This is a genomic window from Zunongwangia pacifica (assembly GCF_023499215.1).
In the GTDB taxonomy this organism is placed as follows: Bacteria; Bacteroidota; Bacteroidia; order Flavobacteriales; family Flavobacteriaceae; genus Zunongwangia; species Zunongwangia pacifica.
In genome coordinates, this window is record NZ_JAKHSK010000008.1 from 56355 (window position 1) to 77596 (window position 21242).

A 21242-nucleotide genomic window follows, 5' to 3' on the forward strand; every position below is an offset into this window, starting at 1 on the left:
GAAATTGTTGATTGCTAGTTTTTTAACTTTTCGTGAACATTTTACCCCCCTAAATATATCATTTTACCCCTTATGCTATTATTAAAAGTTAACGAACATTGTATTACGATTTGTAAAATTACTAAATCGTTTTCGCTAATTCATTTAATTCAATTCAACACAGCAAATGAAATTTTACAATTACAAGTTCGCATTATCTGCCTTTTTAATGCTGTTTTCCTCCTTTGGCTTAATTGCTCAGGAGGTATCTATAAAGGGAACAGTTCTAGACGAAAAAGGAATTCCCTTACCGGGAGTTACTGTTAGCATTAAAAGTGACGCTACTAAGGGAACAGTCACCGATTTTGATGGTTTGTACACAATAAAAGCAGGAAAAGATAAAACCTTAGTATTTTCTTTTCTTGGTTTTGCAACACAAGAAATTATGGTTGGAGATCAGTCCACGATTAACGTAACCTTAAAAGAAAGTACCGCAGAGCTCGAAGAGGTAGTGGTGGTAGGTTACGGAACTCAAAAGCGCTCTGATATAACAGGATCGGTAGCATCTGTTCCCGAGGAACGTTTAGAAAATCTACCGGTAACAGATGTCACACAGGCAATACAGGGAACTACAGCGGGTTTAAATATTACCCAAGGCTCTTCTGTACCGGGTAGTTCAGGATCGATTCAGGTAAGAGGTGTCAATTCCATAACAGGTTCTACCAGTCCTTTTATAGTTCTGGATGGAGTGCCTTTTACAGGTACCATTAACGATATTAATATGCGGGATATTAAATCTATAGAAATCCTTAAGGATGCATCGGCCGTAGCTATTTATGGAACAAGAGGATCTAATGGGGTTATTTTAATCCAAACAAAAAGAGGGGTAAGTGGACAACCTCAAATAAACTATAGTACCTATACCGCTTTAGAAGATTTTGCAAATGTTCTGGAACCTCTAGGGCCACAGGCATATTTGCAGAAGTATGCCGATTATTTTAAGCAGGCCTATCCCGGCGAAGACCAGGATCGCGTATTAATCAATCAAAGTGAAATAGATAATTATAATGCAGGGATTACTACCGATTGGTTTGACGAAGTGACGCAAACAGGAATTATCCAAGAACATAACCTTAGTATTCGTGGTGGTTCAGAGAATACCAAATATTTTGTTTCTTCAGGTTATTTAGATCAAAAGGGGGTAATTAAAGGATATAACTACAAGAAGTTTACACTTAGGTCAAACTTAGATGTTCAGGTAACCGATTATCTTAAGGTTGGATTAAATGCATTTTTCGCCAATAACAACTTTGATGGAGGTCGTGCGAATTTGCTTAATGCAACGGCAATGAGTCCTTATTCTGTTCCATACGATGAAAATGGGGAATATATTATTTTCCCAATGAATCCAGAATTACTTTATGCTAATCCCTTATTAGGATTAACTACAGATCGGGAAGTTAGGGAACGTACATTGTCGGGTAATGCCTATGCTGAAATTACTCCAAAATTTTTAGAGGGCTTATCTTACCGTGTTAATGCATCATATACGATAAATCCATATTCTTATAAAACCTATACCGGTAGAGCTGCAAACGATAACAGAGGAACAGCGACCATAGGAGGAGATGAAGAAAAGGTTTGGGTAGTTGAAAACATTCTAAAATATCAAAAGAGTTTTGGAAAACATAATTTCGATGTAACCGGCTTATATAGTGCCCAAGCCAATGAATTTTTTAGAAATGAAACTGTTGGTGTTGGTTTTGTGAATGATCAATTATCATTTAATAGGATTTCTGCGGCAGAAAATTTAAGTGCCAATCCAGATCGAAACTATAGTAATCGGTCTACATTAGTATCGCAAATGGGGCGTTTTAATTATAACTTTGATAGTAAATACTTATTCACTTTTACAGTAAGACGAGATGGTTACTCGGCTTTTGGATCGAATACTTCAAAGTATGGTACTTTCCCATCTGCAGCTTTAGGGTGGAATGTTCATAAAGAATCTTTTTTTGAAAATATCCAGATTGTAAATAATTTGAAACTTCGTTTTTCTTATGGGGAAACCGGGAATCGAGGTGTGAAAATAAATCAAACTCAAACCCGGGCAGGAACATTATTATATCCGTTTGGTGGACAGGCTTATACTGGAACCTATATTGATGGTTTAGGAAATCCAAATTTAAAATGGGAAACAACAACTTCCGCGAACTTAGGATTTGATTTTGGATTATTAAAAAATCGAATTTCAGGATCATTCGAGGTGTATAAATCTAAAACCGAAGATCTATTACTTAATAGAAATATCCCAGCATTAACAGGTACTAGAAGTATAATTGAAAATATAGGAGCTGTAGAAAACAGAGGTTTAGAATTTACCGTAAATAGCACTAATATTAATAAAGGTGATTTTAAGTGGGAAACCAGTATTAATTTTTCAACCTATAAAAATGAAATTATCGATTTATATGGAGATGGTAAAGACGATATTCCCAGCAGATGGTTTATTGGTAAATCCCTAGGCGCTATTTATGATTATAAAATGGTAGGTGTATGGCAAGAGGGAGAAGATACCGGCACTTATAATGCCCAGCCGGGAGATCTTAAATTCGAAGATTTAAACGGAGATGGTGTTATAGAACCAGAAAATGATCTAACCTATTTAGGAAACTCGTTGCCAGATTGGACAGGAGGTATCACTAATACATTTTCATATAAAAACTTTGATTTTTCTTTCTTTATTCAAACAGTTCAGGGAGTGTTAAAGGGAAATCCTGATATTAATTACGGGGACGAGTTAACCAGAAGAAATACTCCGCGCGATGTAGGGTATTGGACACCAGAAAATCAAAGTAACGAATTTCCATCTCTGCTATATCGCAATACTAGGGGGTATGGATATCCAAGAGATGCAAGTTTTGTTAGGCTAAAGGATGCACGTTTAAGTTATAGATTTTCACAGGAAAAAATTGAAAAGATTGGATTAAGTAATTTAATGATTTATGTGGCTGGTAGAAATTTATATACATGGACAGATTGGATAGGCTGGGATCCAGAAAGTAACCAAAATTATCGAGGAAGTAACGATTGGACAAATAACTATCCTGTGGTTAAAACATTTTCACTAGGACTAAATGTATCACTGTAAATAATGAAATTGGAAAATATGAATATCAAATATAAAATACTCGTATCACTATTTAGCTTGAATTTATTACTTGTATCCTGTAGTGATGATTTTCTAGATGAAGAAATTAGATCTGATTTTACACCAGAAACCTTAAATGATGAATTAGGATATCAAGCTCAAATAATTGGTTTATATCAGATGCTTAGCACATGGCAAACAAGAAGTAATGAGCAGGGCTGGTTAGCCGTTTGGCAAGCCGGTACAGATATAGTTTGGCCAACTCAGCCACAAGGAGTTGAAGTTCCCTGGTTTAAATATAATCAATTGAATACTGATGATAGTGCCGCTAACCAAAGTTGGGAATTATGGTATAATATGGTCGAAAATACAAATAGTATTATCTATAGTATAGAAAATAATCCACCTGAAACCATCTCAACAGAAAAACAAAATGCTATTAATGCCGAAGCGAGATTTTTCCGGGCTTTAGCTTATAATAATTTGGCGACTTTGTTTGGAGGAGTACCGTTAATTTTAGAACCGGTGACCGAAGCCAGATTCGATTATACAAGAAATCCGATAGAAGAAATTAACAAACAAATAGCTATAGATTTAGAATATGCAACAGCAAATTTAAACGATCCCTCTGTTTCTCCGCAGTTAGAATCCAGAGTTAACAAATATGTAGCCAATCAATTATTCGCTGAATATTATTTAAGAATAGGAGATCCCGAGAATGCAGAAAAGCAGGCCAATATAATATTAAATAGCGGCGAATATAGTTTAGTGAAAAGTCGTTATGGAGTAAAGGCTTCAGAGCCAGGAACTCCTTTTTCAGATATGTTTTTAAAAGGTAATCAAAGAAGATCTGAAGGGAATACTGAAGCTATTTGGGTATTGGAAAATGAAAATCCTGCTGAAGTTAGAGGGGGGGCCAGTGGTTATCCCCAGCATCGTAGAGTATGGGGGGCTGGTTATCATAACATTAATGGAATGGTGCCGGCAGATTCTTTGGGGGGTAGAGGTTTATCCCGTATTAGACTAAATAATTGGGTGTTATATGATCTTTATGATGATGGAGATATGCGTAATTCTCAGTTTTCAATTAAAAGAAATCTATATTACAATGACCCTAATTTCGATTACAGTAAGGTAGATTTCGATTATGGTGATCCTGTACCTTACACCGGTATCGATACCTTATTCAGGATCAATCCATATACTTTAAAATGGGGACAGTTTGATCCTAACGATGTATTTGGATATGGAATGTGGAAGGACTTTATACTAATGCGATTAGGGGAGACCTACCTTTTAAAAGCTGAAGCACAAGTGCTACAAGGTAAAACGATAGAAGCCGCCGAGACTATTAATGCTTTAAGGGAAAGAGCAGGAGCACCTCTTGTGAACGCATCACAAATGGATCTGGATTTTATTTTAGATGAAAGGGTAAGAGAATTGATTGGTGAAGAGAATCGAAGAATGACATTAATGAGAACCAAGATGTTAGTAGAGAGAGCCACAAGATTAAATACGGGTAATATGGCTCCGGTTCCTCAACAAATGACAATTGAAGGAATTCAGGAACATCATGAGCTTTTTCCTATACCTTTAAGAGAAATACAGTTAAATAAAGATGCTGTTTTAGAACAGAATCCAGGATATTAGTTAGTAGTTTGAGTTTTGCAAAGCAGGCGGTTATTTTAATAATTGTCTGCTTTCTTTCTTTACTTTTAAGTAAATTGAACAATTTATACCCCTAAATAAATCAAATACACCCTTTTATATATAGTAAAATTTAGCAAAATTGGAAACCCTATATTTAAAAGATGAAGTTTAAATTAGTATACCTTATTTATTTTAGTTTTCTATGCCTATCCTGTACAGCAGTAAGAGTTGATGAGGTTAGGGTAGGAGAAGGCTGGGCTAATAATTCCGTGAATACAACTATTTTTAGGAAAAATGCAATAACATCTATTGGTAATTATCAATTTCTGGGATATTACGATGATAATGGGCAGATGGTAATTGCAAAAAGAGAGCTGAATTCATCCAATTTCGATTTAAGTAAAAGTGATTTTAAGGGCAATGCGAAAGACGCTCATAATTCTATAAGCTTAGCTTTAGATGGGAATGAGAAATTGCATGTAAGCTGGGATCACCACGATAATCCTTTAAATTATGCCCTTGGGAAAACCATTTTAAGTACACAATTGGGAGATAAAATGGAGATGACAGGTAAAGAGGAAAATAAACTTTCTTACCCTCAATTTTACAATCTCAAAAACGGGAATCTTCTTTTTTTATATCGATCTGGGCAATCTGGAGAAGGTAAACTGGTTTCAAAACTTTATAATGTTGAAAGTCAAAATTGGACAGATTTGCATGACAATCTAATTGATGGCGAAGGGGCTCGAAATGCCTACTGGCAGGCTTGTGTAGACCAACAAGGGATCATTCATTTATCATGGGTATGGCGTGAAACCTGGGATGTGTCTACTAATCATGATATGGCCTATGCCAGGTCTAAAGATGGTGGGGAAACCTGGGAAAAATCGACCGGTGAAAAATATAGGTTACCCATAACCGTAAATACAGCAGAATATGCGTGGAAAATTCCGCAAAAAAGAGAATTGATTAATCAAACTGCTATGACGGCCGATAGAAATGGTAATCCCTTTATCGTAACCTATTGGACAGAAGATCACAAAACCGATTATCAAATAATCTATTTGGAAAATGGAAAATGGAAGCACGAAAACACCAATTTTAGAAATTCTTCATTTCAATTAGGTGGTGGTGGAACCAAGAAAATTCCAATCTCCCGACCAGATATTTTAATTAAGGAAACAAAAAATAACCCAATCATCTATCTTTTATTTAGAGATGCTGAAAGAGAAAATAAAGTTTCTATGGCATACCACAAGTTACATAGCGACGATCCCTGGAAGGTAATCGATCTTACAAAAGAATCTGTTGGGGAATGGGAACCAAATTATGATTTACAGCTTTGGAAGAACAAAGAGAAACTGCATGTTTTTGTCCAAAAAGTAACGCAGGTTGATGGTGAAGGTCTTGCAAAAGCAAAGCCTACAATGGTTCGGGTTTTGGAAGTTTCAAATTTGCCGAAAAAATAAATAACTATAGTTCACAACCCTAATGAAATTAAAAACAATTAAAATATTAAGCGTCTTTGTATTTCTTATAAGCATGAGCTCGTGCAAAGAGAATAAGAAGACTAAAGAAGATAAAACAAATCAAACTTCAGAAGAAAAAATCACCAAAACGATTTCCGAAGAAAAAATAGATTCGGTGAATCAGTTAGCCGCCCGTCAGTATTTAACAATGGCTGAAAAATTGGAAAAAAACAGGTATCCAAAAACTTTTTATCCTGAAAACAACGAATTTGAATCTAGTAATTCGGGCTGGTGGACAAGCGGATTTTATCCGGGTACGCTACTGTATCTTTATGAAGAAACCGGGATAGATAGCTTAAAAATCGAAGCCGAAAGGATATTAAAAGATCTTAAGCAAGAAGAATCTAATACCGCTACACACGATCTTGGTTTTATGATGTTTTGCAGTTTTGGCAATGCCAACCGTATCGACCCTAAACCAGAATATCAGGAAATCTTAATGAATAGTGCCAAATCACTGGCCACTCGATATAACGATACAGTAAAAGCCATTAGATCATGGGATAGTGCTTCCTGGAATAAAGCAGGAGAAGATGATTTAGTGGTGATTATCGATAATATGATGAACTTGGAGCTTCTGTTTTGGGCAACAGAACATAGTGGTGATAGCATCTACTATGACATTGCCGTAAATCATGCCAATACAACCATGAAACATCATTTTAGGAAAGACTATAGTTCGTATCATGAAGTAATCTATGATGAAAATACCGGAGCCGTGAAAAAACAAATCACCAATCAGGGATTTGCAGACGAGTCTTCCTGGGCAAGAGGTCAGGCCTGGGGGTTGTATGGTTATGTAGTGATGTATCGTGCCACCAAGAACGACAAGTATTTAGAGATGGCAAAAAATATAGCCGATTTTATATTAAATCATTCTAATCTTCCAGACGATAAAGTGCCTTTCTGGGATTTCGATAGCGATAAAATTCCGAATGATTTAAGAGATAGTTCTGCCGCCTCAGTGATGGCTTCCGCTTTGTTAGCATTGTATGAATTCACTAATAGTACTGAATATTTTACTGCTGCTGAACAAATGCTGAAAACTTTATCCAGCCCAGAATATTTAGCAGGTCAGGGCGAGTTAGGTGGCTTTTTACTGAAACACGGTGTGGGAAATATGCCTAACAGCACCGAAGTAGACGTTCCTTTAACTTATGGAGATTATTATTTTATTGAAGCATTCCACCGATATAAAGCGATGTAACACCGAAAATCGAATACTATAGAACTATGAAAAAGAACATTTTACGCCTTCTGTGCTTGCTATTGATCGCGGCAGGCCATGCACAGCACAACGAGTGGGAAGATCCCACCCAGGTAGATGCCCATAAGCTTGAGGGCCGTAGTGACTTTGTGCTTTACACTTCAGCAAAAAAAGCCTTACAAAACGATCCCACAGCATCAACTTTCTACCAAAGCCTTAACGGCACCTGGAAGTTCCATGTGGTGCAGCACCCCAGTGAGCGTCCCAAAGATTTTTATTCAGCATCATTAAACGACAGTAGTTGGGACGATATCACCGTCCCATCCAATTGGGAGCTGGAAGGCTTCGACCTTCCCATTTATACCAATGTCACCTATCCCCATCCCAAAAACCCACCCTATATCGGGTTCCCTTCCCAGGAAAAAACAGCCGACGGGGAAGTCATCAACACCAACACCAAAGGTGGGAACGAAGAGATTTACAATCCGGTAGGGACGTACCGCAGAACATTTACCATCCCTAAATCCTGGGACGATCACGAGATCATCCTTCGTTTTGGTTCCATCTCGGGCTATGCCAGGATTTTTGTAAACGGTAAAGAAGCCGGGATGACCAAAGCCTCTAAAACCCCGGCAGAATTTGATATCACCACCCTGCTAAAAGAAGGGGAAAACCTTTTGGCCGTTCAGGTATTCCGCTGGCACGACGGCAGCTATCTGGAAGATCAGGATTTCTGGCGTTTAAGCGGTTTAGAACGGGATGTGTACCTACAGGCCGTTCCCAAAACCACGCTTTGGGATTATTTTGTCACCAGCGGACTGAGCAACAATTATCAGGATGGCGAATTAAAGGTTGACGTAACACTCAAGGAATTTGATAAAGGCAGCCTCAAAAGGCCAAAAGTAAGATTCGTTTTAACGGCCCCTTCCGGAAAGCAGGTGTATACCGAAACCAAAGCATTGGATAAAAACGCTACCAAAGTAAACTTCAGTAAAAACATTGCCAAGGTTGAAAAATGGAGCAATGAATTTCCCAACCTGTATCAGTACAGCATTAGCTTATTGGATAAAAAGGGCAATGAGGTGGCTGCCATTGCAGGAAAAACGGGGTTCCGTGAAGTCGAGATCAAAAATGCCCAGCTCATGGTCAATGGGGAGCCCATTACCGTAAACGGGGTGAATTTACATGAGCACCATCCCGATAAAGGCCATACACCCGATCGTGAAATGATGCGAAAGGATATCGAGGTGATGCAAAAAAACAATATCAATGCGATTAGGATGAGCCATTACCCACACGATTCCTATATCTACGAACTTGCCGATGAATACGGGATGTACGTGGTCGACGAGGCCAATATCGAGACCCATGGGATGGGCGCCGAATGGCAGGGGAATTTTGATAAATCCAAGCACCCGGCCTATCTGGAAGCATGGGCACCCGCGCATATGGACCGTATCCAACGCATGGTAGAATTCCATAAAAACCATCCCTCAATTATCGTCTGGTCTTTAGGGAACGAAAGTGGGAACGGCCCCGTGTTTTACGAAGCCTACGATTGGATCAAAAAACGGGATACCACAAGAAAAGTACAGTTTGAGCAGGCCGGTGAAAATAGGAATACCGATATTGTTTGTCCCATGTACCCCGGTATGGAATACATGAAGGAATATGCCGAAGATAATAGCAAAAAGCGCCCTTTTATTATGTGTGAATACTCCCATGCCATGGGCAACAGTAACGGGAACTTCCAGGAATACTGGGATATTATCGATAGCAGTGACCACATGCAGGGCGGCTTTATCTGGGATTGGGTCGACCAGGGACTGCGTGCTAAAACGGAAGATGGGAAAGAATTTTGGGCCTACGGGGGCGACCTTGGCGCAGAAAAACTACAAAACGATCAAAACTTTAATGCCAACGGACTGGTAAGTGCCGACCGTACCCCACATCCTGCTTTAGAAGAGGTTAAAAAAGTATACCAGAACATCAAATTTGAGCTGGAGGGAAACTCTATTTTGTTGACCAACAAATTCGATTTCACCAATCTGGAGGCTTTCGATTTTAAATGGGAATTGCTGGGCGATGGTGAAGTTGTAAAAACCGGGGAATTCACGGTAGCTGTTGCCCCCAATGCCACCAAGGCGATAGGTATTTCATTACCAACATTGGGGGAGAAGGAATATTTCTTAAGCGTGTATGCCTATACCCAAAAAGCCAAAGCCATGGTCCCTGCAAATCATGAGATTGCCAGGGAGCAGTTTAAACTAGGTGAAAATACATTTTTTGCTGAAGAGGGGGCTGATGCCACAGGAAATCTAAAAGTAAAAACAAAAGGCGATCAGCTTCTTTTTTCAACAGCAAAAATCGAAGGGATTTTTAATATTGAAACCGGAAACTTTGAAGCTTATCATATAAAAGGAGCTGAAGGATCCCCAATATCGGTATTCCCAGTGCCTTATTTTTGGAGGGCACCCACCGATAATGATTTTGGGAACGGCATGCCAGCAAAACTAAAAGCCTGGAAAGAAGCCACCCATAATGCCAAAGTGACGAATGTTGAAGTTGCCAAAAAAACAAAAGCAGGGCAGCAAATTACCGTAACCTATCAGTTGGCTGGTGTGGATGTACCCTATACTGTGGAATATGTTATTGAACATAATGGGGATATCAAGGTAACCGCTATTTTAGATAGCAAGAAAGACCTTCCCGAACTTCCACGTTTTGGAATGCGGATGATCCTACCGGGAGACTACGACCATCTGGACTATTACGGCCGTGGCCCGTGGGAGAATTATTCCGATCGAAATACCTCAGCCTTTATGGGGATTTATGATGATAAGGTAGAAAACCAGTTTACCTGGGAATATATCCGTCCACAGGAGGCCGGCTATAAAACCGATACCAGGTGGATCCTGCTTAAAAATAAAACGGGCAACGGAGTAAAGATCGTTGGCGGACAGCCACTGGGCTTTAGTGCCTTAAATGTGTCGACAGAAGATCTGGATCCTGGGGAACACAAGGCGCAACGCCACCCTACCGATATTAAGGTTCAGGACAAGGTGTTTTTACATATCGACCTTAAACAACGTGGTCTTGGCGGGGATGATTCCTGGGGACGTTACCCACATCGACCATACCGATTGGAAGATAACAGCTACCGCTATTCCTATACCATTTCTTTGGTGGAGTAGTCCATGAATATGTTGAAAAAATTAGAATCTTAAGTTTGAAAAGTAGACTCAAAAAAAGATTCTAACCACATTACAATGTGAGTTGGGAGCTATCCCCTATAGGATTAATTTTCTTTGGGGATAGTTTACTCGATGATCTATTAAAAATTGAAAGCCGTTTCGACTGTCTTTGTATTGTTTTTAATTTAAATACTTGTAAAACATGCTTCAAAAAGCATCGATTTTAGTCATTTTTTTATGGGTTTTCCAATCTTGTGCAGTTCAGCGAAACAGTGTTGTCCCCATTGGATATAAACTGGTTTGGTCTGATGAATTTGAAAAGGGAACCAAACCAAACCCTAAATTTTGGGGCTATGAAAATGGTTTTGTTCGCAATGAAGAATTACAATGGTATCAATCTGAAAATGCAAATATTCATGATGGAAAACTGATAATTTCAGGTAAAAAAGAATCGGTTAAAAATCACCAATATAAACCTGAGAGTAGCAACTGGAGAGAAAACAGGGAATTTGCAGAATATACTTCAGCCAGTATCAATACGAATGGTAAATTCGATTTTCAATTCGGTATTTTAGAAGTAAAAGCCAAGATCGATACCTCGATGGGAATGTGGCCGGCAATCTGGACGCTTGGTATAAAGAAAGGATGGCCTTCTAATGGAGAGATCGATGTGATGGAATATTATTTAGTCGATCAAAAACCTGCAATTTTAGCAAATGCCGCATGGAAGGGAGAAAAAGCCTATGTATCTTGGGATAGCGAGAAAATCCCGTTCTCAAAATTCCTTGAAAAAGATCCAAAATGGGCAGATAAATTTCATATCTGGAAAATGGACTGGACAAAAGATGATATCAAAATCTATTTGGATAACGAATTGCTAAACACAATAGAGCTTTCCAAAACCCAGAATCCCGACGGATTTAATCCATTTCATCAACCCCATTATATTTTACTTAATCTAGCAATTGGTGGTAATGGCGGAGATCCCTCAAAAACTGCATTTCCCAGAAAATATGAAGTCGAGTATGTAAGAGTCTACCAGAAAAAATAACGTATGTTGAAAATATCCAATCTTAGTTTTTTATTTAGTTTACTTTTTTTGAGTTTCAGTATAAATGCTCAGGAAGTAGATCAGCCGGCGCCTAAAGAGGTCCGGGAATTTTATGTAAACGCTTTAGTCAAAATAGCCGATCCGGTTTTAAGTAATCTGGCCAAAGGAAAATTAAAAGATAAAATGCCTATAGAGCGTTCACCGGGTGCCTGGGACGATCGTACCCATGTAACTTATCTAGAGGCTTTTGGAAGAACATTATCCGGGATTGCACCTTGGCTGGAGCTTGGGCCAGATGATACTAAAGAAGGAAAACTAAGAGAAAAATATATCGAATTAGCTCAAAAAGCAATTGATCAAGCAACCGATCCTGAGTCGGCAGATTTTATGAATTTCAATAAAGATCGTCAGCCTTTGGTAGATGCTGCTTTTTTTGCTCAGGGATTACTTAGAGCTCCTACGCAGTTGTGGGAGCCACTCTCTGAGGCAACAAAAAGGAACGTTATAAAAGCGCTAAAATCGTCTCGGGATATCGAGCCTTATTACAGTAACTGGTTGTTGTTTACAGGAATGGTTGAAGCTGCTTTGCTAAAATTCGATAAAAAAGCCGATATGGTTCGACTATCTTATCCTATAAATAAGCACATGGAATGGTATCTGGGCGACGGAATGTATGGGGACGGACCAGATTTTCATTGGGATTACTATAATAGTTTTGTGATTCAGCCTATGTTACTGGACATTCTAAAAGCGATGGATGAAGCAGGAGTGGGCCGAAAAGAAGATTTTAAAAAAGTACAACAAAGAGCGCAAAGATATGCCAGTATTCAGGAGCGGTTAATCTCTCCTACCGGAACCTATCCACCAATTGGCAGGTCTTTAGCTTATCGTTTTGGTGCTTTTCAGTCACTCTCTCAGATAGCACTATGGAAAAATTTAAGTCAGGAATTGGCACCTTCTCAGGTTCGGTCAGCTTTATATGCGGTTATAAAAAGACAAATTGAAGCTGAAGGAACCTTCGATAAAGAGGGATGGCTTCAGGTTGGTCTTGTAGGCCATCAAAATAATATTGGTGAAGGCTATATTTCTACCGGAAGCCTTTACTTATCTACCGAAGCTTTTCTTGTTTTAGGACTTTCTCCTGAAGACGAATTCTGGACAGCACCTGCAAAACCTTGGACTCAAAAGAAAATATGGAGTGGAGAAACCATTCCTATAGATCACGCACATTAACCCCCACGAAAAATGAAAAATCCGGAATTCAAATACCTCATTATTTTAGCTGTGTTTTTGTTCAATATCGACATAGAAGCGCAATCTACAGCACCAAACTATACTGCTTTTTATCCTGGCGAGATATGGAAAGATACCGATGGAAATCATATTAATGCGCATGGTGGCGGGATCATGTTTAAAGACGGTACTTATTACTGGTATGGTGAACATAAAGGAAAATCTAGTTTGGCCAGGGTTGGGGTTACCGTATATTCTTCAGAAGATTTATATAATTGGAAAAATGAGGGCGTAGCCCTTTCAGTATCCAAAGATCCCGATTCAGAGATTACTTCGGGCAGTGTAATGGAACGGCCGAAAGTAGTGTATAACGAAAAAACGGGGCAATATGTGATGTGGTTTCATTTGGAGCTGAAAGGACAGGGATATTCTGCCGCCCGAACCGGAGTAGCAACCAGTGAATCTCCAACAGGCCCATTTACCTATTTAAAATCCTATCGTCCAAATTCGGGAAAATGGCCACAAAATTTTAAAGAAGCATGGAAAGCTACCCCAAAAAAGGGAGATCCAAAAGAGTGGTGGACACCAAAATGGGAAAAGGCTTTAAATAAAGGAATGTTTGTTCGCCGTGATTTCGAAAAAGGACAAATGTCACGTGATATGACGATTTATATCGATAAAGATGGTACGGCATATCATATCACTTCTTCAGAAGAAAATCAAACGCTTCACATTTCAAAATTAACTGATGATTATCTTGATTTTACCGGGGAATGGGTGCGTATGCAACCCGGCGGGCAAAATGAAGCACCGGCAGTCTTTGAAAAAGAAGGATATTATTATATGATTACTTCAGGCTTAACCGGTTGGGAACCAAATGCAGCAAGGTCATTCCGCGCCAAATCTATGATGGGACCCTGGGAAAAACTAGGAAACCCTGCAAGAGGAAAAAATGCCGATAAAACCTTCTTTTCTCAAAGTACGTTTATTTTACCCGTACAGGGAAAAGATGATGAATTTATATTTATGGCAGATCGATGGAAGCCAAAAAATCATATTGATGGACGATATATCTGGTTACCGATTGAATGGGAAGATGATAAGCCAATCATTCGATGGAAAGATAGTTGGTCATTATAGTTTAGTAAGCATTACGATTAATTATTTCTAATTCCGTTAAAAAGTGTATATTTAACACTTAAATGATAAAATCCGAAAATATCACCATAATGAACATCAAATTCTTATTGAAGCCTGTAAATTTTATTTTATTACTATGTTGTATCACTCTTTTCTCCTGTAAAGATGGACAAAAGGAAAGCGAATACACCGCCTATTTATTCACCTATTTTACCGGTAATGGCGATGGAGAAGAAGCCATTCGTTACGCCATTAGTAAAGATGGTTATAACTTCTATGCGTTAAACAACAACGAGCCCATTATATCTTCAAATGAGATCAGCCTAAGCGGAGGCGTTCGTGATCCTCATATTTTAAGAAAAGAAGATGGTAGTGGATATTATATGGTAGTGACCGATCTTTTATCGCAAAAGGGTTGGACAAATACAGCCATGACGCTATTAACATCTGATGATATGGTTAGCTGGTCTAGTTCTATTATTGATATTCCACAAACTTATCCAGAGTTTTCAAAGGTGATGCGGGTTTGGGCGCCACAAACCATTTACGATGCCGCTGCAAAAAAATATATGGTGTACTTCTCGATGTTAGAGCCAGGAAGCTATGATAAAATATATTATGCTTATGTAAACGAAGATTTTACAGGTCTGGAAAGTGCACCAAAGCAATTGTTTTTTAATCCGAACAAAAAGGCATCTATAGACGGTGATATTATTAAAAAAGACGGCAAGTTTTATTTGTTCTATAAAACCGAAGGAGATCAAGATAAAGGGATAAAAGTAGCTATTTCAGATTCTTTGACTTCAGGATATAAGGCAGAGCCCGGGAACGTAGATCAAACTGATAAAGCGGTAGAAGGATCTGGAGTATTTAAATTGATTAATTCTGAAGATTATATCCTGATGTACGATGTGTACATGGACGGGAGTTATCAATTTACCAAAAGTTCAGATTTAAAGAATTTTGAAATCGTAGATGAAGATATATCCATGAATTTTCATCCAAGACACGGAACGGTAATGCCTATTACGATTAAAGAGTTGCAGCGTTTACTCAACGCTTTCCCTTCAGATGATCTGGTTGGTGTAACAGGCGCTTCAAATTCGGCTATAAAAAAGAACAATATTGTAATAAAAAGCGATGAAAATACTATTTATCTTCCTGTAAAATATGGTACAGATATCAGTAATTTTAATCCTGAGTTTAAAACACTTCCGGGGGTTGCGGTTTCTCCCGAAGGGGCTCAGGATTTTTCTAATGGTCCGGTAGCTTATGACATTTCAACAGGTGACGAGACCAAAACTTTTCAGGTGACTGTAGCGGTAGCCAATAATCCGGTAGTTGAAGGGTATTATGCTGATCCAGAAATTATTTATGCTGAAAAAGATAAAAAATATTACCTGTACCCAACCAGCGATGGTTTTAACAGTTGGTCTGGAACCTATTTTAAAACCTTTTCTTCTGAAGATTTAGTAAACTGGACAGACGAAGGTGTAATTCTCGATTTAGAGAAAGATGTTTCCTGGACCAGCAGAAATGCCTGGGCACCAACAATGATCGAGAAAAAAATCGATGGAAAGTATAAATATTTCTATTATTTTACAGCAGCACAGCAGGTAGGAGTAGCCGTTTCAGATAGTCCTAAAGGTCCATTTAAAGATTCTGGAGCACCATTAATTTCAGAGAAGCCAGAAGGCATAAAAGGGGGACAAAATATCGATCCTGATATTTTTGAAGATCCACAGTCTGGTAAAAATTATTTGTACTGGGGGAATGGGTTTTTAGCTGTTGTAGAGCTTAATGACGACATGACCTCTATCAAAGAAAATACATTAAAAGTACTCACTCCAGATCATACCTTTAGAGAAGGGGCCGAAGTTTTCTTTAGAAATGGAAAATATTATTTTATGTGGGCTGAAGATGATACGCGAAGCCCAAATTATAAAGTACGCTACGCCACAGCCGATAGCCCACTTGGCCCGTTAACTATTCCTGAAGATAATATCGTAATCCAAAAAGATGTGAAAAAGGAAATTTTAGCTACAGGTCATAATTCAGTTATTCAGGTGCCGGGAAAAGACGAATGGTATTTAGTGTATCATCGTTTTACACGTCCTAAAGGCGAAGCTATGGGAGAAGCTGCCGGATTCCATCGTGAGGTTGCTATCGATAGCTTAGCTTTTAACGAAGACGGTTCGATAATCGAAGTTAAACCAACTTTAGAAGGTATAGCACCTTTAAATTAAGTGATGAGAAATTTGATAAGGTTCCATATTTTTTTGCTCCTTTCTTTAGGAGTGCTTTCCTGTAAGCAAACTCCTTCTCAAGGAAATTCAGAAAAGCAGGATCAGGAAAAAAAGGCGGCAGCAAATGAAGAAGCTCAGGGAAATAAGGAAGCTTATCTTTTTGTTTATTTTGAAGGAACAGGAAAGGGGGAACTTCAGGAACAGTTAAGGTTTGCGGTAAGTGCTGATGCTCAAAACTGGAAAGCCCTTAATAATAATCAACCCATTATAAGCTCAGATCGTATTTCGAATTCCGGAGGAATTAGGGATCCTCATATTCTTAGAAATAATGATGAGTTTTTTATGGTGGCCACAGATATGTTTACCGTTAAAAATGGCTGGGGCAGCAATCCGGGTATCGTTTTAATGCGTTCCAAAAACTTAACCGACTGGAAAACGAATGCTATCGATTTTAGAAAAGAATATCCTAAAACTTTTAAAAACGTGAAATGGGTCTGGGCACCACAAACATTTTACGATAAGGATAAAGATAAATATCTGGTGTATTTCACCATTCGGTTTTCAGGGCAGGATAATTTAGATTTTTATAGTGCGTATGCAAATAAAGGTTTTAGTGGTTTTGAAAGTGAACCTACATTAATGTTCCGGGCAAAATATGGTGCGATTGATGGCGATATCATTTATAAAGACAGTCTTTATCACTTTTTTTATAAAGGAAATACTAAAAATGAAAAAGGAGAAGAAATAAAAAATGGAATTCAACAAGCTGTTAGTAAATCCTTAGAAGGGCCGTGGAAAGAGGATTTTAAATATCTGGACAGTTATGCTGATACTAATACTGTTGTAGAGGGTTCTTCAGTATTTAAACTGAACAATAGTGATGAGTATATCCTGATGTACGATTTATATTCGAGCGGTCGTTACGAATTTCAGCGAAGTAAAGATCTTTTTCATTTTTCAGAAGAAACAGAAAGTTTTACAAAAGATTTTTTTCCTCGTCACGGCAGTGTTATCGGGATAACCAAAGAGGAAGCAAAAAGACTCGATAAAAAATGGGGCGGTGTACCCAAAGAACTTTTAAATGAAGAGGAATGAAAATAGGAAACACTTTTATAAAAATAGTATGTATGCTCTTTGCAGGTTCTATACATGCGCAACAACATGTAGATTCAACATTTATTTTTGAAGCGACACAAAACCCGATTTTTACCCATAAATACACCGCAGATCCTGCAGCTCTGGTAGAAGATGATACTTTATGGCTGTTTACCGGGCATGATTACGAAGGTGGGCAAAAAGGCTACAAAATGAAAGACTGGTTGGTATTCTCTACAAAAGATATGAAAACCTGGGAAGAACATCCGGTACCTTTAAAAATTACCGATTTTAAATGGGCGACCAGTGGCGATGCCTATGCCGGGCATGTTGCCAAAAGAAATGGAAAATACTACTGGTATATCAGTACTAATTGGAATGGCATTGGTGTTGCCGTTGCCAACAAGCCTAGCGGCCCTTATAAAGATGCGCTTGGAAAGCCATTATTAACCAATGAAGATTGCTTTGCTTCTACACATTCATGGACGTGTATAGATCCTGCAATTTTTATAGATGATAATGATCAGCCGTGGATTTTTTGGGGAAATGGCGTTTGCTATTATGCAAAGCTTAAAGACAACATGATTGAAATTGAAGGAGGTATTAAAAAGATCGATTTTGATGGCTTAGAGTTTACCGAGGCGCCCTGGGTGCATAAAGCCAATGGAAAATATTACCTAACCTACGCTACTGGTTTTCCAGAGAAAATAGCTTATGCCATGGCAGATAGTATCGAAGGGCCTTATGAATATAAAGGGATCTTAAATGAAATTGCCGGAAATAGCAATACCAATCATCAGTCAATCGTAGAATTTAATAATGATTGGTATTTTATTTATCATAATGGAGGCATCCAAACCGACGGTTCTAGTTATAGCCGATCTGTTTGTATCGAAAAAATGGAACACAACGCCGACGGAACCATAAAACCCATTGTGATGACGACTAAAGGAATTTATAGTGAAGAATAATTTATTCTTCTGATAGCCCCAGCCCTAAATCTTCTAAAGATTTGCCTTTGGTCTCGGGCATCATAAATTTCACATATAACAACTGCAATACCATCATAAATGCGAAACAGGCAAAAACCCATCCCGGGCCAATACTTCCAAATAAAACAGGTACCATTGATGGAATGATGGCTGCCAATACCCAATGGGTAGACGATCCAAAAGCCTGTCCATCGGCACGCAAATGATTTGGGAAAATTTCAGAAATAAAAACCCAAATAACAGAACCCTGCCCAATAGCATGAGCGGCGATAAATATAAAAATGAAAATGGGGACACTCATGCCGCCCCAATTTAAAAAGAACGCGGCTGAAACCATGGACAAAGAAATAATGTAGCCAATAGATCCTATAAACATTAATGTTCGCCGGCCTAAACGGTCAATTAAAAATAAGGCTAAGAATGTGAAAATAATATTGGTGACCCCAACTCCTATACTGCTAAGCAGGGAAGCACTTTCTTCTAAACCGGCTTCTTCAAAAATTCTTGGTGCGTAATACAACAGGGCATTAATTCCTGAAAACTGATTAAAAAAGGCGATAAGAAAAGCTAGCGCCAACGGTTTACGGTACTTTTTCATAAAAATGTTTTCGTGGCTGGATTTTCCGTGATCGGCCTGTCTTTTAATTTCGGCAATCTTAGCGTCTAGATTTTTAGAAGTATCGATTTTAGATAAAATACTGCGTGCTTTTTCAATTTTCCCCTGTGCGATTAACCAACGCGGACTTTGTGGAATAATAAGTACTAAAAAAGTATAAATTAAAGCCGGTAAAGCTTCCATACCCACCATCCATCGCCAGGGTTCGCTGCCGGTTTCTCGTAGCAGGTAATTTGAAGCATAAGCCGCCAACATCCCTAAAACAATATTGAATTGATAAAATGCCACTAATCTTCCCCGATCTTTTTCAGGAGCGATTTCAGAAATATAGGCGGGCGCAGCGATCGTTGAAGCCCCAACTCCTAATCCACCAATAAATCTAAAAATCCCAAAGGTAATAGGATCGTCTACCAAAGCAGATCCTAAAGCAGAGATTACATATAAAATCCCTATAAAGAATAAACTCTTTTTTCTTCCGAAAAAATTAGTAGGGAAACTTCCAAAAACGGCTCCGGCTACCGTACCCCATAATGCCATACCAATTACATAAGTGCCATGAAAAGCATCAGAGCTTTGCCAGATTTGTTGCAATTGCTTTTCGGCTCCCGAAATTACTACGGTGTCGAAACCAAAAAGGAATCCTGCAAACGCGGCGCAAAGTGACCAGAGTATGATTTTATTCATTTTGTTAAAATAAAATTTAGAATTTTTGAGAATATAGCCATTTTTATTGGAATGATAATTTAAACTTGAAAATTTCAGGAATGTGTATTTCAGAAGTTTATAAAAAATACCCAATTATTTGATTCTAATTTTAGGCAGGGTAAAATTGAGACCGCTACGAAAACGATATTGTGAAGATTTTATATCTTCGAGTTAAACCTTATATAAATGCTTTCTTAAGTCTATGGATTGAATATATTTTCGCTGAGTATTAACAACAAAAAAATTAAAAATTATGGCATCTTATTTAAAAACGGAGGAGATTAAAACATCATTGCGGGTATTGGTAAACCAATATATTGAAGAGTGCAGGGATTGTGATAAAATACCACAGGATTTTATCGATTTATTACGCCATAATTTTTTAGCAAAGTTTGTTTTTTATAACAAGAACGATAAAACTATAGAGATTGGCATTAATCAGGGATCGTTGCCAGAAGGGTATCCTAATATTAAAGTCTTTACTTTTCCTGTAAATAAAGCAGTAGAATGGCTGGATGAATCGTTTAAAAGTAATAGCAACGATCTTGAATTTTACGGAAAATTACTGAATAGAAATGATAGTATTAGTCCATCAGAATTGGTGCTGATCTAATTAACTATTTAAATGTTGTGATACAAACCCCGGGAATTTTTCGGGGTTTTCCTTTTTTAGGCTTGTTTATAAGTTTTTCGCTTTTTCAACCAGTTTTTTTACCTGTAGATCGCCAAAGCCATAAATACTTTCCCGCTTACAAAATTCCCTAAAAATGAGGTTAAAATCATCGGTTTGCAATTCATCCATAATTTTTAGGGTAGCGGTTACCGGACGGCCTGGATCCTCCTTTTTCGGAATTCGTGCAATGTGAGCCTTGACTGCGGGCAGAATGAACGGGAATTCTTTTTTAAGATTCTTGGCCGTTTCCTTTAGGTCTTCAAGGTTATTATTTTGATAGTGCTGCCAAAGCTTTGCAAAATCTTGAACATTATTTATCGATTTTCGATGGTTATAAGCTGCAATTAATTCGGGTTCACTTAATCCGCCAAATCCAAAGGGAGTGTGCTCTTTTGGCATTACCAAAAATACGTTGTTTACATGAGGGGTTTGAACGATTAAAGAAGCGACAAACCACAAATTCGCCTGGCAGAAAAGATCCTGCTCAAACCAAAGGTTAATTTCACAGGCTTCGTTGATATCCAGGATTTTCTGAAATTCCGATTTAACGTTTTTTAGGTAATTTTCTTCAGTTTCAGCATGACTTTCAGAAATAAACCGGGCCCGATTTTTAAAAAAGCTATCAAAATCATCTCCTTTTGTAGTTCCTTCTACTAAACATTCCCTGGCGATAATTGATTTGCCTGGAAGTACTTTGGGAAATTGATGTTTTAAAGCATCGCCGTTTAGAATGTGATATTGTGATAGCATAGAAAAAAATGAATCTAAAATTCAGGATTAA

At 38.1% G+C, this 21242-nt stretch carries 14 protein-coding genes; 12 read left to right on the forward strand and 2 right to left on the reverse strand.

Annotated features, from left to right (window positions below; translation table 11 throughout):
- Window positions 1-166 precede the first annotated feature (166 nt).
- The 11 genes from L1967_RS07215 (at window position 167) to L1967_RS07265 (ending at window position 18446) form a co-directional block, all read left to right on the forward strand.
- Window positions 167-3130, forward strand: coding sequence for a SusC/RagA family TonB-linked outer membrane protein (locus tag L1967_RS07215; RefSeq protein WP_249601058.1), 2964 nt, complete (start codon window positions 167-169; stop codon window positions 3128-3130).
- 18 nt (window positions 3131-3148) lie between these two features.
- Window positions 3149-4780 (forward strand): RagB/SusD family nutrient uptake outer membrane protein, encoded by a 1632-nt coding sequence (locus L1967_RS07220; protein ID WP_249601059.1) that lies wholly within the window; start codon window positions 3149-3151, stop codon window positions 4778-4780.
- Between the two features lie 161 nt (window positions 4781-4941).
- The gene (locus L1967_RS07225) at window positions 4942-6249 is read left to right on the forward strand and encodes a BNR repeat-containing protein (protein ID WP_249601060.1); all 1308 of its coding nucleotides are present in this window, start codon (window positions 4942-4944) and stop codon (window positions 6247-6249) included.
- Window positions 6250-6322: 73 nt separating this feature from the next.
- Window positions 6323-7516 (forward strand): glycoside hydrolase family 88 protein, encoded by a 1194-nt coding sequence (locus L1967_RS07230; RefSeq protein ID WP_249601061.1) that lies wholly within the window; start codon window positions 6323-6325, stop codon window positions 7514-7516.
- A 26-nt stretch (window positions 7517-7542) separates the two neighbouring features.
- Window positions 7543-10710 carry a beta-galactosidase, LacZ type gene (gene lacZ, locus L1967_RS07235; RefSeq protein WP_249601062.1) on the forward strand — a complete coding sequence of 1056 codons (3168 nt, stop codon included), beginning with the start codon at window positions 7543-7545 and terminating at the stop codon, window positions 10708-10710.
- A gap of 202 nt (window positions 10711-10912) precedes the next feature.
- On the forward strand, window positions 10913-11761 hold the full coding sequence (locus L1967_RS07240) for a glycoside hydrolase family 16 protein (RefSeq protein ID WP_249601063.1): 849 nt from the start codon (window positions 10913-10915) through the stop codon (window positions 11759-11761).
- 3 nt (window positions 11762-11764) lie between these two features.
- A complete protein-coding gene (locus tag L1967_RS07245; protein ID WP_249601064.1) occupies window positions 11765-12994 on the forward strand; it encodes a DUF2264 domain-containing protein in 1230 nt (409 codons plus the stop codon).
- 12 nt (window positions 12995-13006) lie between these two features.
- Window positions 13007-14134: a glycoside hydrolase family 43 protein gene (locus L1967_RS07250; protein ID WP_249601065.1), complete on the forward strand. Its 1128-nt coding sequence runs from the start codon at window positions 13007-13009 to the stop codon at window positions 14132-14134.
- Between the two features lie 89 nt (window positions 14135-14223).
- Complete coding sequence (locus L1967_RS07255; protein ID WP_249601066.1) at window positions 14224-16380, forward strand: glycoside hydrolase family 43 protein; 2157 nt, start codon at window positions 14224-14226, stop codon at window positions 16378-16380.
- A 3-nt stretch (window positions 16381-16383) separates the two neighbouring features.
- The gene (locus L1967_RS07260; RefSeq protein ID WP_249601067.1) at window positions 16384-17475 is read left to right on the forward strand and encodes a glycoside hydrolase family 43 protein; all 1092 of its coding nucleotides are present in this window, start codon (window positions 16384-16386) and stop codon (window positions 17473-17475) included.
- Window positions 17472-18446, forward strand: coding sequence for a glycoside hydrolase family 43 protein (locus L1967_RS07265; RefSeq protein WP_249601068.1), 975 nt, complete (start codon window positions 17472-17474; stop codon window positions 18444-18446). The genes L1967_RS07260 and L1967_RS07265 overlap by 4 nt, the downstream gene beginning before the upstream one ends.
- Before the next feature lies 1 nt (window position 18447).
- Here L1967_RS07265 and L1967_RS07270 read toward each other — a convergent pair whose 3' ends face one another.
- Window positions 18448-19767, reverse strand: a complete 1320-nt coding sequence (locus tag L1967_RS07270; RefSeq protein WP_249601069.1) for a sugar porter family MFS transporter — start codon at window positions 19765-19767, stop codon at window positions 18448-18450.
- Window positions 19768-20041: 274 nt separating this feature from the next.
- Here L1967_RS07270 and L1967_RS07275 point away from each other — a divergent pair, with 274 nt between their 5' ends.
- Window positions 20042-20401: a hypothetical protein gene (locus tag L1967_RS07275; RefSeq protein WP_249601070.1), complete on the forward strand. Its 360-nt coding sequence runs from the start codon at window positions 20042-20044 to the stop codon at window positions 20399-20401.
- A 66-nt stretch (window positions 20402-20467) separates the two neighbouring features.
- Here the strand turns inward: L1967_RS07275 and L1967_RS07280 are convergent, their stop codons facing one another.
- The gene (locus L1967_RS07280) at window positions 20468-21211 is read right to left on the reverse strand and encodes a DUF1835 domain-containing protein (protein WP_249601071.1); all 744 of its coding nucleotides are present in this window, start codon (window positions 21209-21211) and stop codon (window positions 20468-20470) included.
- Window positions 21212-21242 lie beyond the last annotated feature (31 nt).

Bases quoted from the DNA above. Each gene is read 5' to 3' on its own strand.
- L1967_RS07265 (WP_249601068.1), top strand. From the start codon at position 17,472: ATGAAAATAGGAAACACTTTTATAAAAATAGTATGTATGCTCTTTGCA.
- L1967_RS07225 (WP_249601060.1), top strand. From the start codon at position 4,942: ATGAAGTTTAAATTAGTATACCTTATTTATTTTAGTTTTCTATGCCTA.
- L1967_RS07215 (WP_249601058.1), top strand. From the start codon at position 167: ATGAAATTTTACAATTACAAGTTCGCATTATCTGCCTTTTTAATGCTG.
- L1967_RS07280 (WP_249601071.1), bottom strand. From the start codon at position 21,211: ATGCTATCACAATATCACATTCTAAACGGCGATGCTTTAAAACATCAA.
- L1967_RS07240 (WP_249601063.1), top strand. From the start codon at position 10,913: ATGCTTCAAAAAGCATCGATTTTAGTCATTTTTTTATGGGTTTTCCAA.
- L1967_RS07220 (WP_249601059.1), top strand. From the start codon at position 3,149: ATGAATATCAAATATAAAATACTCGTATCACTATTTAGCTTGAATTTA.
- L1967_RS07245 (WP_249601064.1), top strand. From the start codon at position 11,765: ATGTTGAAAATATCCAATCTTAGTTTTTTATTTAGTTTACTTTTTTTG.
- L1967_RS07230 (WP_249601061.1), top strand. From the start codon at position 6,323: ATGAGCTCGTGCAAAGAGAATAAGAAGACTAAAGAAGATAAAACAAAT.
- L1967_RS07260 (WP_249601067.1), top strand. From the start codon at position 16,384: ATGAGAAATTTGATAAGGTTCCATATTTTTTTGCTCCTTTCTTTAGGA.
- L1967_RS07270 (WP_249601069.1), bottom strand. From the start codon at position 19,767: ATGAATAAAATCATACTCTGGTCACTTTGCGCCGCGTTTGCAGGATTC.
- lacZ (WP_249601062.1), top strand. From the start codon at position 7,543: ATGAAAAAGAACATTTTACGCCTTCTGTGCTTGCTATTGATCGCGGCA.
- L1967_RS07250 (WP_249601065.1), top strand. From the start codon at position 13,007: ATGAAAAATCCGGAATTCAAATACCTCATTATTTTAGCTGTGTTTTTG.
- L1967_RS07275 (WP_249601070.1), top strand. From the start codon at position 20,042: ATGGCATCTTATTTAAAAACGGAGGAGATTAAAACATCATTGCGGGTA.
- L1967_RS07255 (WP_249601066.1), top strand. From the start codon at position 14,224: ATGAACATCAAATTCTTATTGAAGCCTGTAAATTTTATTTTATTACTA.